The organism is Pseudonocardia xishanensis, assembly GCF_039541715.1.
Lineage (GTDB): Bacteria > Actinomycetota > Actinomycetes > Mycobacteriales > Pseudonocardiaceae > Pseudonocardia > Pseudonocardia xishanensis.
This window is the reverse complement of record NZ_BAABGT010000009.1, coordinates 1-13,812: the sequence shown is the minus strand read 5'-3', so window position 1 is coordinate 13,812 and position 13,812 is coordinate 1. Positions and strand designations below refer to the sequence as shown.

The 13,812-nt window shown below is 71.8% G+C and carries 15 protein-coding genes; 11 read left to right on the top strand and 4 right to left on the bottom strand.

Translation table 11 applies throughout. The features are described 5' to 3' along the window. The first annotated feature begins 7 nt into the window (after positions 1-7). From ABD993_RS02560 to ABD993_RS02545, 4 genes are all read left to right on the top strand, one after another. Positions 8-451 (top strand): nuclear transport factor 2 family protein, encoded by a 444-nt coding sequence (locus ABD993_RS02560; protein WP_345412247.1) that lies wholly within the window; start codon positions 8-10, stop codon positions 449-451. Continuing rightward, positions 448-1,293 carry a mycofactocin-coupled SDR family oxidoreductase gene (locus ABD993_RS02555; RefSeq protein ID WP_345412245.1) on the top strand — a complete coding sequence of 282 codons (846 nt, stop codon included), beginning with the start codon at positions 448-450 and terminating at the stop codon, positions 1,291-1,293. Before ABD993_RS02560 ends, ABD993_RS02555 begins: the two co-directional genes overlap by 4 nt. 10 nt (positions 1,294-1,303) lie before the next feature. Continuing rightward, complete coding sequence (locus ABD993_RS02550; protein WP_345412243.1) at positions 1,304-2,149, top strand: mycofactocin-coupled SDR family oxidoreductase; 846 nt, start codon at positions 1,304-1,306, stop codon at positions 2,147-2,149. 847 nt (positions 2,150-2,996) lie between these two features. Continuing rightward, the gene (locus ABD993_RS02545) at positions 2,997-3,161 is read left to right on the top strand and encodes a hypothetical protein (protein ID WP_345412241.1); all 165 of its coding nucleotides are present in this window, start codon (positions 2,997-2,999) and stop codon (positions 3,159-3,161) included. A gap of 72 nt (positions 3,162-3,233) precedes the next feature. Here ABD993_RS02545 and ABD993_RS02540 read toward each other — a convergent pair whose 3' ends face one another. The 4 genes from ABD993_RS02540 to ABD993_RS02525 are packed head-to-tail and all read right to left on the bottom strand — an operon-like array spanning position 3,234 to position 6,732. After that, positions 3,234-4,004: a DeoR/GlpR family DNA-binding transcription regulator gene (locus tag ABD993_RS02540; protein ID WP_345412239.1), complete on the bottom strand. Its 771-nt coding sequence runs from the start codon at positions 4,002-4,004 to the stop codon at positions 3,234-3,236. A gap of 21 nt (positions 4,005-4,025) precedes the next feature. After that, complete coding sequence (locus ABD993_RS02535; RefSeq protein WP_345412237.1) at positions 4,026-4,841, bottom strand: alpha/beta fold hydrolase; 816 nt, start codon at positions 4,839-4,841, stop codon at positions 4,026-4,028. Beyond that, positions 4,838-5,695, bottom strand: coding sequence for a sugar phosphate isomerase/epimerase family protein (locus ABD993_RS02530; RefSeq protein WP_345412235.1), 858 nt, complete (start codon positions 5,693-5,695; stop codon positions 4,838-4,840). Before ABD993_RS02530 ends, ABD993_RS02535 begins: the two co-directional genes overlap by 4 nt. After that, a complete protein-coding gene (locus ABD993_RS02525; RefSeq protein ID WP_345412233.1) occupies positions 5,692-6,732 on the bottom strand; it encodes a Gfo/Idh/MocA family protein in 1,041 nt (346 codons plus the stop codon). The genes ABD993_RS02530 and ABD993_RS02525 overlap by 4 nt, the downstream gene beginning before the upstream one ends. A 181-nt stretch (positions 6,733-6,913) precedes the next feature. Between ABD993_RS02525 and ABD993_RS02520 the strand changes: the two genes are divergently transcribed. From ABD993_RS02520 to ABD993_RS02490, 7 genes are read left to right on the top strand one after another with little or no spacing between them, the layout of a single operon-like run. Next, positions 6,914-7,879 carry an ROK family protein gene (locus tag ABD993_RS02520; RefSeq protein WP_345412232.1) on the top strand — a complete coding sequence of 322 codons (966 nt, stop codon included), beginning with the start codon at positions 6,914-6,916 and terminating at the stop codon, positions 7,877-7,879. Between the two features lie 18 nt (positions 7,880-7,897). Then, positions 7,898-9,043, top strand: coding sequence for a sugar ABC transporter substrate-binding protein (locus ABD993_RS02515; protein WP_425568881.1), 1,146 nt, complete (start codon positions 7,898-7,900; stop codon positions 9,041-9,043). 25 nt (positions 9,044-9,068) lie between these two features. After that, the gene (locus ABD993_RS02510) at positions 9,069-9,851 is read left to right on the top strand and encodes an ATP-binding cassette domain-containing protein (protein ID WP_345412230.1); all 783 of its coding nucleotides are present in this window, start codon (positions 9,069-9,071) and stop codon (positions 9,849-9,851) included. Positions 9,852-9,862: 11 nt separating this feature from the next. Continuing rightward, a complete protein-coding gene (locus tag ABD993_RS02505; protein ID WP_345412228.1) occupies positions 9,863-11,299 on the top strand; it encodes a sugar ABC transporter permease in 1,437 nt (478 codons plus the stop codon). A gap of 22 nt (positions 11,300-11,321) precedes the next feature. Next, positions 11,322-12,341 (top strand): zinc-dependent alcohol dehydrogenase family protein, encoded by a 1,020-nt coding sequence (locus ABD993_RS02500; protein WP_345412226.1) that lies wholly within the window; start codon positions 11,322-11,324, stop codon positions 12,339-12,341. Beyond that, on the top strand, positions 12,338-13,012 hold the full coding sequence (locus ABD993_RS02495) for an HAD-IA family hydrolase (RefSeq protein ID WP_345412224.1): 675 nt from the start codon (positions 12,338-12,340) through the stop codon (positions 13,010-13,012). The genes ABD993_RS02500 and ABD993_RS02495 overlap by 4 nt, the downstream gene beginning before the upstream one ends. After that, on the top strand, positions 13,006-13,440 hold the full coding sequence (locus tag ABD993_RS02490) for an RbsD/FucU family protein (RefSeq protein ID WP_345412222.1): 435 nt from the start codon (positions 13,006-13,008) through the stop codon (positions 13,438-13,440). Before ABD993_RS02495 ends, ABD993_RS02490 begins: the two co-directional genes overlap by 7 nt. Positions 13,441-13,812: the final 372 nt, after the last annotated feature.

Here is a 13,812-nt window from a genome sequence, read left to right as displayed (position 1 = left end):
GACCCTCATGCCTGACGTCGATGCCGTCCGCACCCACGCCGTCGCTCTCGCCGAGAAGGTCGTCATGACGTGCGGGAACCTCCGCCCGCACGACGTCCGCCACGACTTCGCGCCGGACGCCGTCCTCGCGCTGCCGTACGCGCCGCAGGGCACGCCGACCGAGGTCGTGGGACGGGACGAGATCGTGGACTACATCTCGCTGCTGGGTGGCTTCATCCCGCCGGGTGCGTTCGCGGACCACACCTTCGACTCCCTCGCCGGCGACCCTGGTCTCGTCGTGGCCCGGTACACGATCGACACCACGCTGGTCAGCACGGGGCTGCCGTACACCAACCGCTACGTCACTCTCGTCACGGTGCGTGATGGCCAGGTGATCCGCTACGAGGAGTACTTCAACCCGCTGACCTGGCTCGCGGCGCAGGGCCGGGCCGTCGACGGCGTCGCCCAGTGACCCGGCTTCTCGAGCGCCGGGTCGCGTTCGTCAGCGGCGTCGCGCGCGGCCAGGGCCGCAGCCACGCGGTGCGCCTGGCGGAGGAGGGGGCCGACATCATCGGTGTCGACGTCTGTGCCAACGACGACACCGTGCACTACGACCTCGCCACCGAGGACGATCTCGCCGAGACTGCGGACCTCGTCGCCGCGACCGGGCGGCGCGCGTTCCTGCGCAAGGCCGACGTCCGGGAGTTCGACCAGGTCGACGCGGTCGTCCGGCAGGGCGTCGCGGAGTTCGGCCGGCTGGACGTCGTCGTGGTCAACGCCGGCATCTTCTCCGCCGGTCCCGGGATCGAGCTGTCCGAGCGGACCTGGCGGACCATGGTCGACGTCAACCTCACCGGCGCGTGGATCACCGCCCGGGCCTGCGTCCCCCACATCCGCGCCGGCGGCAGCGGTGGCTCCGTCGTGTTCACCAGCTCGGTCTGCGGACTGATCACCCCGAGCGGGCTCGCGCACTACAACGCGACGAAGTTCGGTGTGGTCGGGCTGATGCGCACGCTCGCCGCCGAGCTGGGTCCGGAGTTCATCCGGGTCAACTCGGTCAACCCGGGGAACGTCGACACACCGATGATCGACAACGACGGCACCCGGCGTCTCTTCATGCCCGGGCTCGAGCACCCCACCCGCGCGGACGCGCGCAAGCCCGACTCGCCCTACGTGGTCGGGAACGCGATTCCGGTCCCGTGGGTCGAGGCCGTCGACGTCAGCAACGCCGTCGTGTTCCTGGCCTCGGACCGCGCCCGCTACATCAGCGGCGTCGCCCTTCCCGTCGACGCCGGCTACCTGGCCAAGCAGTAGGAGGACATCCATGGGACAGCTCGAAGGCAGGGTCGCGTTCGTCACCGGAGTGGCCCGTGGGCAGGGCCGCAGCCACGCGGTCCGGCTCGCCGAGGAGGGTGCCGACATCATCGGCATCGACGTGCTTCAGGACGATCCGACCGTCCACTACCCGCTGGCCACCCGGGCCGATCTCGACGAGACCGCCTCCCTCATCGAGAAGACCGGGCGCCGCGCGCTGCTGTCCCGCGCCGACATCCGGAACCTGGCCGAGGTGACGGCCGCCGTCGACCGCGGTGTGGCCGCACTGGGCCGGCTCGACGTCGTCGTCGCCAACGCGGGCATCTTCTCGATGGGTGCGCTCCTCGACCTGGACGAGCGCACCTGGCAGGACATGATCGACGTCAACCTGACCGGCGCGTGGCACACGATCAAGGCGGCGGTGCCGCACCTGCGGTCAGGGGGGCGCGGCGGCTCGGTGATCATGATCTCCTCGGGTGCCGCGCTCATGCCGCCGCGTGGCATCGGCCACTACAACGCGGCGAAGGCCGGGGTCGTGGCGCTCGCCACGACCCTCGCCCAGGAGGTCGGCCCCGAGCTCATCCGGGTCAACTGCATCAACCCGGGCAACGTCGACACCCCGATGATCGACAACGACGTCACGCGGCGCCTCTTCATGCCCCAGCTCGAGAACCCGACCCGCGCGGACGCCGAGAAGCCGAACTCCAACTACGTGGCCGTCAACGTGTTGCCCGTGCCGTGGGTCGATCCTGCCGACATCACCGAGCTCGTGCTGTTCCTGGCATCCGACGCGTCCCGGCACATCACCGGTGTGGCCGTTCCCGTCGACGCCGGTTACCTGATCAAGAAGAACTGACGGAGCGCCGGCGCATCGCCAGGAGACGCCGGATTCCGCGGCCCCGCGAGGGCGTACCCGCACCCTCCCCTGCGGTCCGGGAGGCACACGCTCGCATGATCGGGTTCATGAGGGAGTGGTCCGTCCTGCCGGAGGTCCGGTACCGGGAGCAGCGGGCGGCGGCCGGCTTGGGAGACCGGAGCAGAAGCAGGAATGGCTGGCGTTCCTCGCGGGCCAGATCCGTTCCGTTTTGCGATGACCGCGCCCGACGTGGCGAGCAGCGACGCGACGAACATTCGCGCCCGGATCCACCGTGACGGCTCTCTGCCGGCATCTCCTCGGAGCTGGCGCCGTTGTAGAACGTCTCCTTGGCGTAGCGACGTGCCCCGAGGGCGTCCCACTGGCTCGCCGTCTGCGGGAAAGTTGTCGTGGACGTCGTCGAGCGCTTGGCCGGGCCGCACCTTGAGTGTCGTAGGCCGGGACCGCCCCGCGAGAGAACAAGACGGGGATGGACGAAGTCCAGGGGGACGTCGAGCAGGAAGAACAGTCCGTCGACGGCGGCCGACAGCCCGCGCCGCGTGCTCGAGGGGTCACGAGGTTCATCCAGGCCACCGAGTCGTCCTTGCCGAATATGTGCCTGCCGCGCACATCGAGATGGTTCGTTCATCCCGCTGGGGCGGACTCAACTGGTGGTTCGTCGCGGTGTGCCGGCGGACCCCCGAGCTCACCTACGTCTTGCTAGAGGGGGCCCATCGGAAGATCACGTCCTGGTCGTTCGGGCACCGGGTGCGCCAGGCCGGGCTGGTCGGCTCGATGCTCGAATCGGGGACTGCTTCGACAACGCCCTCGCCGAGAGCTTCTCTCCCCCATGCAGGTCGAGCTGCTCGACCGCCGAACCTGGCGGACCCGCCACGAGCTGGCGAACGCAATCTTCGAGTGGATCGAGGCGTTCGACGACCCCGTGCGGCGCCACTCCGGGCTGGACTGCCTCCTACTCGCCGACTATGAACCAAGCCCACAACCCGGCCGCTGACGCGGCCTGAACCCACACCCCACGAGTCCGTGGCAGCGGGGGGAGGTCAGCTCTGGCTTGGAGATTTCAGTGTCAGGAGACGACGCGGAGGGTGATGCCGTGTGCGGCGCACAGCGCCTGGATCTGTGTGTCTGCGTGCTCGGTGATCACGGCGTCGATCGGGCCGAGATCGCAGACGGTGACGAAGTCGTTGATGCCGAACTTGCTGCTGTCGATCGGGACGACCACGCGCCGTGCGCGCTCGATGGTGGCCTGCTTCACCTGCGCGTCCGCGACGTCGGCGACGGAGATCCCGTCCTCGGTGAAGCCGCTGGCGCTGATGAACGCGACGTTCACGGTGAACCGGCTCAGCGTGTCCAGCGCCACGGGCCCGACGATCGTGCCGCCGAGCGAGCGCAGCGTCCCGCCCACGAGGGTGTGCCGGATGCCGGGCTTGTCCGCCAGCGCGGTGGCGACGCCGATCGCGTTGGTGAGGACGTTGACCGGCTGCTGCTCGAGCTGCTCTGCGATCCGCTGCACGGTGGTGCCGCCGTCGAGGTAGATGGAGTCGCCCGGGGAGATCTCGTCGAGACAGGCCCGGGAGATCAGGTCCTTCGCCGCGCCGTGCCGGGCGAACCGATCGTCGATCGTGGGCTCGAAGAGGGGGCGCACCGCGATGGCACCGCCGTGCGTGCGGCGGAGCCGCTTCTGCTGCTCGAGGAGGGTGAGGTCCTTGCGGAGGGTGGGCTCGGAGACGTTCATCAGGCTCACCAGCTCGGCGATCCTGACCCGACCCTGTGACTCGAGCATGGTCAGGATCCGCTGACGTCGTTCCTCAGCGAACACCGGTTGCTCCTCAGTCATCGGCGCGACGGTAACAGGAGGTCATCGGCCCTGGGTGAGGTACTCGTGCACCGCGCAGCGCACCGCGGTGTCGTGCGCGGTGGGGTCGACCAGCTTGCGCGGAAGCCGCCGCACACGCGCGCGCGGGAGGAACGCGGCCAGGCGCAGCCCGAGGTCGAGTGGATGGACCGGGTCGCGCGGGGCGACCAGCACCAGCGTGTCGACGGTGAGCCGCCGGTAGGCCTCGCGGTCGGGCAGCGGCAGGCTGCGGGGGAGCTCCGCCAGCACTCGGGAGTTCTCGCGGGCACCGGGCCGGCGAAACTGCCCGAGCAGCGACCGGGCCATCGCCGGGGCCTCCCGGGCGATGCGACGGTGCACGGCGCCGGCCTCGAAGGCCTGCTCGCCCGCCGCGGGGCCCAGCTCCGCGAGCAACTCGGCGACGACCCCGAAGGGCGCGAGGTTCGGAGCCGGACTGCGATCCAGCCACGACGGCCGGACCAGGACGAGCCGGTCCACGAGATCGGGTCGGGCGGCCGCGAGCGCCAGGGCGACCCCGGCGCCCATGGATACCCCGACGACCGGCATCGGGCCCGCCGAGATCCGCCCGGCGGCGACGAGGCCGTCGAGCAGCTCGGCGGTGAGGTAGGCGAAATGGGCGAACGTGACGGGCTCGTCGGAGTCGATCGCGGAGTCGCCGTGGCCCGGCATCTCCGGGACGATCCGGGTGTGACGGCCCTCCGCCGGGAGCAGGCCCAGTGCCTGCTCACGGTCGCCGCCGAGGCCGTGCAGCAGCAGCACGGGCGGGCCCTCGCCGGTCACGACGTGGGCCAGCCGCGGCTCCCGGCGCAGCCCGGTCATCGGACGAGGGCCGCGGCGTGCCGGTGCAGCAGGTCCTCGCGGACCCGGGCCGCGTCGGGCTCGGTCACGTCCTGGACGACGAGCGGGACCGGGTCGAGCCCGGCGAGCAGCCGGAACACCCGGTCGTAGTCCATCCCGCCCGCACCGGCGGCGGAGTACCCCTCGGCGACGACGTCCTTGGCCTGTGCCCCGACCACGCGGGGCCCGAGCAGCTCGACGGCCTCGGTGAGGATTCGCTCCTGCTGGGGGAGGGTGGCCGGGGTGAGTAGGTTCGCCGGGTCCAGGACGATGCCGATCGGCGCCCCGTCCCCGAGCTCGCCGAGCAGCCGGGCCGCGGCGGGTGCGTCGACGACGACGTTGCCCGCCTCCGGTTCGACGCCGAGCAGCAGCCCGGCCTCGGCGGCAGCCTCCAGCAGCACGTCGAGCCCGGCACGCAGGTCCCGCCACGCGTCCGGCGCGGTGTTCCCGGGGTGCGCCCGCCACATGTTCCCAGCGTCCCGGGTCCCGGTGCAGAGGGTCACGACCTCCACGCCGAGCATCCCGATCCGGCCGATCAGCTCCACCGCCTCGGCGAGCTGCGCACGGCGCAGGTCCTCGTCGGGATGGATCAGGTTGAAGGTGGCGGAGGCGCTGGGGATGCCGACACCGGCCCGCCGGAACGCGGCTGCGACCTCGCGGAACTCCGCGTCGGTGACGTCGGCGGCCAGGGTCGACCGGCCGATCGCCGCGAAGTTCCAGTGTGCGAGGGCGTAGCCGGCGTCGGCGACCGCGTCGGCCACCTCCGCCGCCGAGGTACGGACGAACGTGCGGGCGAAGATCCCGAGCCTGCCCGCGAGATCCGGCGTGGTGGTCACAGCGTGACCTCGCTCCCCGTCGTCACCGACCGCTGCACGGCGTCGATGAGCCGCACGGCGGCGAGGCCGTCGGCGCCGTCCGGGTCGGGCGCCTCCTGCCCGCGCACGGCACGGGCGAACGCCTCGGCCTGACGCTCGTAGGCGTCCGTGTCGTCGAGTACAGGGGAGACGGAGATCCCGTCCTCGGACGAGTAGGCCTGAACGTCGGACGCCCGCCGGAAGAACGGGAAGTGGGTGTGGGTCGTGGTGTGGCCCAGCGAGCCGAACACCTGGATGCCCTCGGCGCCGGCGCCGGGGACGTCGACCGTGATGGTGACGGTGCCGATGGCGCCCGACGCCAGGGTGACCAGCAGGTTCCACACGTGGTCGCGCCCGAACCCGCGGTGGGCGGCGTGGATCGAGCGGACCTCGCCCAGCAGGTAGCGGACGGTATCGAAGACGTGCGAGCCGTGCGTGGCCAGCAGGTAGCGCTCGCGGTCCGCCTTGAACCCGGCCTCGACCCGGCGGATCCCCGCGTCGTCGAAGGTCTTCGGGAACAGGGTCGCCTCGATCCCGGGGCGCAGCGTGCCGATGCGGTACCAGGCGCTGAACGAGCGGACCTCGCCGATCTTCTCCCGCACGAACCGCTTGGTGAACTGCAGGCCCGGATCGTGCCGCTTCATGCTGCCGACCTGGAGCACCAGGCCCGACGCGCCGGCGAGCCCAGCCAGCCTCTCGGCCTCCTCGACCGTGGCGGCTACCGGCTTCTCCACCAGGACGTGCTTGCCGCTCTCGACGGCGGCCTCGGCCAGCTCGAAGTGAAAGCGGTCGGGGGCGGCGATGAGCACGGCCTCCACCTCGGGATCGGTGAAGGCCTCCTTGGCGTCGGTGTGGACGGCCGACACGCCGTAGCGTGCCGCGACCGCCCGCGCGATCTGCTCACCGGGATCGCACACGGCGACGAGCTCGATCCCGTCGGCCTTCTCCAGCGCAGGCAGGTGCGCGACCTGGGCGATGCGGCCGCAGCCGATCAGAGCGAGCCGAACGGAGTCGGTCACTGTTCCTCCCGTGGATCTCCCGGTGGCGCCGGGCGGGCTTTCTTTTCTCCCACAAACCGATGCGATACGATTTAAACCAAAGCATTCCGTAAGCGGCCTGTCAAGGCGGCCGGCTCGCGGGTCGGAGCGAGAGGGGCCGTCGACATGTCCGGTGCAGCAGCTATCCGTCCCGGTCGCCACCATGGGTGAGCGCGTCCTCGGCATCGACGTCGGCGGGACGAAGATTGCGAGCGGGCTCGTCGATCCGGCGGGTCGGACCGAGCAGCTCCACCGGGTGCGGGTCGAGGGCCGGGGCGAGCAGGCGCTCGCACAGGTGGTGGCGGTGGCTCGTGGCTACCTGGAACGGCACCCGGTCGCGGCGGTCGGCGTCGCGGTGCCCGGCGGGGTGGATCCGGTGAGCCGCACCGTGGTGGCGGCGCCCAACCTCGGCTGGACCGGCCTCGACCTGGCGGGCCTGCTGCGGGCCGAGCTCGGGTGCGCCGTGACCGTCGAGAACGACGGCAACGCCGCCGCCTGGGCCGAGCACCGGTTCGGCGCGGGCGCGGGCTCGGCGACGACCGTGCTGGTCACGGTCGGCACCGGCCTCGGTTGTGGGCTCGTCCTCGGCGGCAGGCTGCACACCGGGGACCGCGGCCTCGGCGGTGAGCTCGGCCACCTGCTCCTCGTCCCGGACGGGCGGGCGTGCGTGTGCGGCTCGCGGGGCTGCTGGGAGCAGTACGCCAGCGGCTCGGCCCTCGCCGCCGAGGCGCGCGACCGCGGCTGGTCGGCGGCTCCGTTCACCGCCGAGGACGTGCTGGACGCGGCGGCCGCCGACCCGGTCGCGGCGGAGGTCGTGGACCGGGTCGCCAGCCGGCTCGCCCACGGGCTGACCGTTCTCGGGGCCTGCTTCGACGCGGGGCGGATTCTGCTCGGCGGCGGTCTCGGGACGGATCCGCGCTTCCTGGGGCGGGTGCGCGCCGGCCTGGAGCGGATCGCCCCGCCGTCCGCCGTCCGGACCCCGGTCGTGGTCGAGGCGGCCGCTCTCGGTGTCGCCGCGGGCGTCATCGGCGCCGCAGACCTGGCCGCCGCGGGTTTCGATCGAAACGTTGACACCGTCCGGGCCGATGGTGTTCCCTGCCACATCAGCAGCAGTCGAAAGCAGTCGTAAGCAACAGAAAGGGCTGCGATGTCGAACGCAACGATGCGACCCATCGGCCGGGTCGGGGTGCTCCGCGCGGCGGCCGTAGTGGCCACAGGGGTCCTCGCCCTTGCCGGGTGCGGGGCCAACGCCGCTTCCGGCGACACCGCACAGACCGGGGACGCCCCGGCGAACTCGAAGGGGACGATCGGGGTGATCCTCCCCGAGACGGCGACCTCCGCCCGCTGGGAGGCCTTCGACAAGCCCTTCCTCGAGCAGGCGCTGACGAGCGCGGGCTACACCGCGAACGTCCAGAACGCCCAGGGCGACGTCCAGAAGTTCTCCACCCTCGCCGACGGCATGATCGCCTCCGGGGTCAAGGCGCTGATCATCGCGTCCCCGAACGCCCAGGTCGGCACCACCGTCGAGCAGAAGGCCCAGCAGGCCGGCATCCCGACGATCGACTACGACCGGCTGAACACCGGCGGCAGCGCCGACTACTACGTCACCTTCGACAACGTGCAGGTCGGCGTCCTGCAGGGGAACGCGCTCGCCGCGGCGCTGAAGGACAAGCCCGGCGCGCAGGTGATCCAGATCGAGGGCGCGCCGGACGAGAACAACGCCAACCTCTTCCACTCCGGGCAGATGAAGGTGCTGGACCCGCTGTACAAGTCCGGGCAGCTGACCCTGGTCCGCGACCAGTTCATCCCGGACTGGAACAACCAGCTCGGCGGCACCACGTTCGAGCAGATCCTCACCAGCAACGGTGGCCGCGTCGACGGCGTGGTCGCGGCCAACGACGGCATGGCGGGCGCGGTGATCACCGTGCTGCAGAAGAACGGCCTCAACGGCAAGGTGCCGGTGACCGGCCAGGACGCGACCCTCGCCGGCCTCCAGTCCATCCTGCGCGGCGACCAGACGATGACCGTGTTCAAGGCGGTCAAGCTGCAGGCCGAGGCCGCCGCGAAGCTCGCCTCGCTGGTGGCCTCCGGCGACAAGGCCGGTGCCGACGCCTACGCCGGCCAGCGGAGCACCGACCCGAAGTCGGGCCGGGTCATCAAGTCCGTCCTGCTCGATCCCGAGACGGTCGACATCAACTCGGTCAACAAGGTCGTGGACCAGGGCTACGTGACCGCCGCCCAGCTCTGCACCGCCGACGTCGCCGCCACCTGCCAGCGTCTCGGGATCTCCTGAGCCGAATCCGCCCGGGAGGGCACCCATGAGCGAGCCGCTGCTCGAGCTGAGCGGGGTCGACAAGGTCTTCGGGCCGGTTCACGTCCTGCACGACATCGACTTCGCCGTCCACGGCGGGGAGGTCGTCGCGCTCGTCGGGGACAACGGCGCGGGGAAGTCCACGCTGGTGAAGTGCATCGCCGGCATCCACCCGATGGACTCCGGCACCGCCCGCTTCCGCGGCGAGGAGGTCCGCCTCGATGGGCCCCGGGCCGCCTCGGAGCTGGGGATCGAGGTCGTGTACCAGGACCTCGCACTGGCGGACAACCTCGATGTCGTCCAGAACATGTTTCTCGGCCGGGAGCGCGGCTCACGCTGGCTGCTCGACGAGGTCCAGATGGAGGAGGCGACCCGCGAGACGCTGGCGGCCCTGTCGGTCCGCACGGTCTCGTCGGTGCGCCTCCCGGTCGCGGCGCTGTCCGGTGGGCAGCGCCAGACCGTGGCGATCGCGAAGTCGGTGCTCTGGCAGTCGAAGGTCGTCCTGCTGGACGAGCCGACGGCCGCGCTCGGGGTCGCCCAGACCCGGCAGGTGCTCGACCTGGTTCGCAACCTCGCCGACCGCGGCCTCGGAGTCGTCCTGATCAGCCACAACTTGGCGGATGTCTTAGAGGTCGCGGACCGGATCGCCGTCCTCTACCTGGGCTGGCTGGTCGCGGAGGTCCGCACCGCGGACGTGACGCAGAACCAGGTCGTCGAGCTCATCACCACCGGCCGCTCCGGCGATTTGGGCCTGAGCCGGCCCGGCCCGGCCGCGATCCCCGGGCTATGAGAGGACTCGCCATGACCGATACCACCGGCACCACGAGCACCACAGGCACCTCCGCGCAAACGAGCATGCGGGTGTCCGACTTCGCCGCGGACACCACCAGGCAAACCGCCGGTCAGGCGCTCCGCGACTACCGGGCCACGCTGCGCTCCGGGCAGCTGGGCGCGCTGCCCGCGCTCCTCGGCCTGGTCGTGCTCGTCGCCGTCTTCGCCCTGGTCTCGCCGGTGTTCCTGACCCTGCCGAACATGGCGAACCTGCTGTCGCAGGGCGCCGGCCGGATGATCATCGCGATGGGCCTGGTCTTCGTCCTGCTGACCGCGGAGATCGACATATCCGCGGGCACCTCGTCCGGGGTCACCGCCGCGGTGCTGGCCCTGCACTACGTCAGCAACGGGAACCTGCTGGGCGCCATGGGCGGTACGGTCTTCACCCTGTTCCTCGCCGTGCTGGTCGTGGCCATCGGGCTCGCGCTGTGGATGCGGATCTGGTTCGCCGGGATGGTAGCCGCCGTCCCCATCGTCATCCTGGTGGCGGGCGTTCCGGCGAACCCGTGGGTCGAGATGCTGCTGGCGGTGACCGCGGGCACGGCCATCGGCATCGTCACCGGCTTCATGGTGGCGAAGGTGAAGATCCCGTCCTTCGTCATCACCCTGGCCTTCTTCCTGATGTGGCAGGGCGTCATCCTGCGGCTGATCGGCCAGGGCGGAGTGCTGGGCATCAACACCTCGCCCACGCTCAACGCCGTCGCCAACGGCAACCTCTCGACCACGGGCAGCTGGGTCCTCTTCGCCGCCGCGGGCGGACTGTACGCGGCGGTGGCCCTCGGCACGCACCTCTCGCGGGCCCGCCGCGGCCTGTACTCGCGCTCGCTGTCGATCGTGCTGCTCAAGGTGGGTGCGGTGCTCGTCCTCGGCGCCGGGGTGACCGCGGCGCTCACGGTCAACCGGTCGCAGAACGCGGCCGTGCAGATCTCCGGCGTCCCCTACGTCGTGCCGATCGTCCTGGTCCTGCTGGCGGTGGGGACCTACGTGCTCGACCGGACCCGCTTCGGCCGGTACGTCTACGCGATCGGCGGCAACGCCGAGGCCGCCCGCCGGGCGGGCATCGACATCACCAAGGTCAAGGCCGGGGTGTTCGTCGTGTCGAGCGCCTTCGCGGCCATCGGCGCGATCGTCTACTCCTCGAAGGTCGGCTCGGTCGACCCGACGGCGGGCGGGCTCAACACCCTGCTTTTCGCGGTCGGTGCCGCGGTCATCGGCGGGACCTCGCTGTTCGGCGGCCGGGGCCGGCTCGTCGACGCGGTCGTCGGCGGTCTCGTGCTGGCGGTCGTCGAGAACGGGCTGGGGCTGCTCAACCAGCCGGCCGCGACCGTCGCCGTCGTGACGGGCCTGGTCCTGGCGCTGGCCGCTACCGTCGACGCCCTGTCCCGCAGGCGTTCCTACACCCGCTGACCCTCGATCCCAGGACACGCGCATGAGAGCCATCCGTTACGACCACGCCGTCGACCACTACCTGGCGGACCTGCCGGACCCGGAGCCCGCCCCCGGCGAGGTCCGGATCGCGGTGCGCGCCACCGGGGTGTGCGGCACGGACGTCCACCTGCACGAGGGCGAGTTCGGCCCGGTCTACCCGCTCACTCCCGGGCACGAGGTCGTGGGGGAGGTGGTGGAGCTCGGCGACGGCGTCACCGGGCTCCGCACCGGGCAGACCGTGGCCGTGGACAACATGGTGCCGTGCGGGGCCTGTGACAACTGCCAGCGCGCCCAGCCGGCGTTCTGCCGGACCCTGCGGGCCTTCGGGGTGACCGCGCCGGGCGGGTTCGCCCAGTTCATGGTCGCCCCCGCCACCCGGTGCCATCCGGTCGACGATCTCGACCTCGACACCGCGGTGCTGGCCGAGCCGCTGTCCTGCGCGATCCACGGGCTGGACGTGCTCGGCCCGCAGGCGGGCGCGGACGTCCTGCTGCTCGGGGCCGGGCCGACCGGCCTGATCTTGACCCAGGTGCTGCGCAGCGGCGGGGCCGGCCGGCTCACCGTGGCGGCCTCGACCGAGTTCAAGCTGGAGCTCGCCCGGGGCTACGGCGCGGACGAGACCGTCCGGGTGCGGCTCACCCCGGACGCCGAGTCGGTCGCGCAGCTGCGCAAGGCCGCGCCGGACGGCTACGACGTCGTCATCGACGCCACGGGCTCGATCGACGCCATGGGCCACGCCGTGGGCCTGCTCCGCAACGGCGGCACGATGCTGGTCTACGGGATGGCCGGCGAGCAGCAGCAGCTCCCGATCAGCCCGTACGAGATCTTCCGCCGGGAGCTGACGATCACCGGCTCCTTCGCCCGGTCGTACGGCTTCGACCGGGCGGTCCGGATGCTGCGCACCGGGCGGGTGCGGGCGGATGGTTTCGTGACCCACCGCTTCGGCCTCGACGGCTACGGCGAGGCGATCCGCACCGTCGTCCACGACTCGTCCTGCCTCAAGGCCGTGGTCGAACCGTGAGGCTGGACTGTCGCGGCGTGCTCTTCGACTGCGACGGGGTGCTGGTGGACTCAACGGACGCCGGGGAACGCGCGTGGGGGCGGTGGGCGCGCGAGTACGGGCTCGATCCGGCGCGGGTGACCGAGGGCATACACGGGCGGCGCTCGCCCGAGACCGTGGCCCTGTTCCTCCCCGCGGCCGAGCGCGAGCGGGGCCTGCGCCGGATCGAGGAGATCGAGATCGGGCTGGCCGACGGCGCCGCCCCCATCCCCGGGGCGCCGGAGCTGCTCGCCGCGTTGCCGCCGGTCTGGGCCATCGTGACCTCGGCCTCTCCGGCGCTCGTCGGTGCCCGGCTCGCGGCGGCCGGGCTGCCCTGGCCCGAGATCGTCGTCACCGGGGAGGACGTACCCGCCGGCAAGCCCGCGCCGGACGGCTACCTGCGCGCGGCCGCCCGGCTCGGCCTGCCCGCGGCGGCGTGCGTCGTCGTGGAGGACAGCCCCGCCGGTGTGCGGGCCGGGCGGGTGGCCGGGGCCGCCGCCGTGCTCGGGGTGGGGGAGAGGGCGCTGGTGACCCCGGCCGCGCCGGTCGTACGCGACCTGACCGGCGTGACCTGGGCTGGCATCGGCCTGGTGCTGGCTCCGGCCGGGATCCTGCGTCCCGGCAACCCGACGAAGGAGGAGACCCCGTGCTGATCGGCCTCGATCCGCTGCTCTCACCCGATCTGCTGCACGCGCTGCGGTCGATGGGGCACCGCCAGGACGTCGCGATCGTCGACGCCAACTTCCCCTGCGACCCGGGCCACGACCGGATCGTGCGGCTCGACGGCGTGTCCGCCACCGACGTGCTCGCCGCCGTGCTGTCCGTCCTGCCCGTCGAGATGGAGGAGCCCGCGGGAGCCTGGCGCATGATCGCCCACGACGATCCCGGCCTCGTGCTGCCGGTGTTCGCCGAGTTCGACGCGCTCGTCGAACAGCACGCGCCCGGCCGGGGTCTCACGGCGATCGAGCCGGACGAGTTCAAACAGCGGGTGCTGGCGAGCTACGTCGTTGTCGTGACCGGGGAGCGACGGCTCTACGGCGCCGTAGTGGTCCGCAAGGGTGTCGTCCAGCCGCCGAAGTGACCGACCCGGCTGACCCTCGAGCGTCCTGCGCTGCATGCCCCACCACACCGGGCATTTCCGCGAGATGCGGCGAGTCGTCGCCGAGTCGAGCGAATGCACGCTCTGGGAGCCGGCCCGCCGCCGTGGTCCCGTCCGTCAGCGCTCACGGCCGCAGGCGCATCGGAGCCCTCGCCAAGACCATCGCCCAGTTCGGTATGCCGCCGATCTGAACGCTTAGCCCGGGGCTTTCATCGCGGTTCGCCGAGTAGGGCGTGTCAGTAGGCTGGAGGGTGCCGCTGACCAGCGAGCATAGGGATTGCTGAAGTCTCTATTGAACCGTCCTGGGTCTGCGTGAGGCTGACGTTCAGGCCACCGCACCCTGTTGGGCGATGG

What these genes read in the sequence shown, in the direction of transcription:
- ABD993_RS02510 (WP_345412230.1), top strand. Translation starts at nt 9,069, where the DNA reads ATGAGCGAGCCGCTGCTCGAGCTGAGCGGGGTCGACAAGGTCTTCGGG.
- ABD993_RS02500 (WP_345412226.1), top strand. Translation starts at nt 11,322, where the DNA reads ATGAGAGCCATCCGTTACGACCACGCCGTCGACCACTACCTGGCGGAC.
- ABD993_RS02540 (WP_345412239.1), bottom strand. Translation starts at nt 4,004, where the DNA reads ATGACTGAGGAGCAACCGGTGTTCGCTGAGGAACGACGTCAGCGGATC.
- ABD993_RS02515 (WP_425568881.1), top strand. Translation starts at nt 7,898, where the DNA reads ATGTCGAACGCAACGATGCGACCCATCGGCCGGGTCGGGGTGCTCCGC.
- ABD993_RS02560 (WP_345412247.1), top strand. Translation starts at nt 8, where the DNA reads ATGCCTGACGTCGATGCCGTCCGCACCCACGCCGTCGCTCTCGCCGAG.
- ABD993_RS02545 (WP_345412241.1), top strand. Translation starts at nt 2,997, where the DNA reads ATGCAGGTCGAGCTGCTCGACCGCCGAACCTGGCGGACCCGCCACGAG.
- ABD993_RS02550 (WP_345412243.1), top strand. Translation starts at nt 1,304, where the DNA reads ATGGGACAGCTCGAAGGCAGGGTCGCGTTCGTCACCGGAGTGGCCCGT.
- ABD993_RS02520 (WP_345412232.1), top strand. Translation starts at nt 6,914, where the DNA reads ATGGGTGAGCGCGTCCTCGGCATCGACGTCGGCGGGACGAAGATTGCG.
- ABD993_RS02505 (WP_345412228.1), top strand. Translation starts at nt 9,863, where the DNA reads ATGACCGATACCACCGGCACCACGAGCACCACAGGCACCTCCGCGCAA.
- ABD993_RS02535 (WP_345412237.1), bottom strand. Translation starts at nt 4,841, where the DNA reads ATGACCGGGCTGCGCCGGGAGCCGCGGCTGGCCCACGTCGTGACCGGC.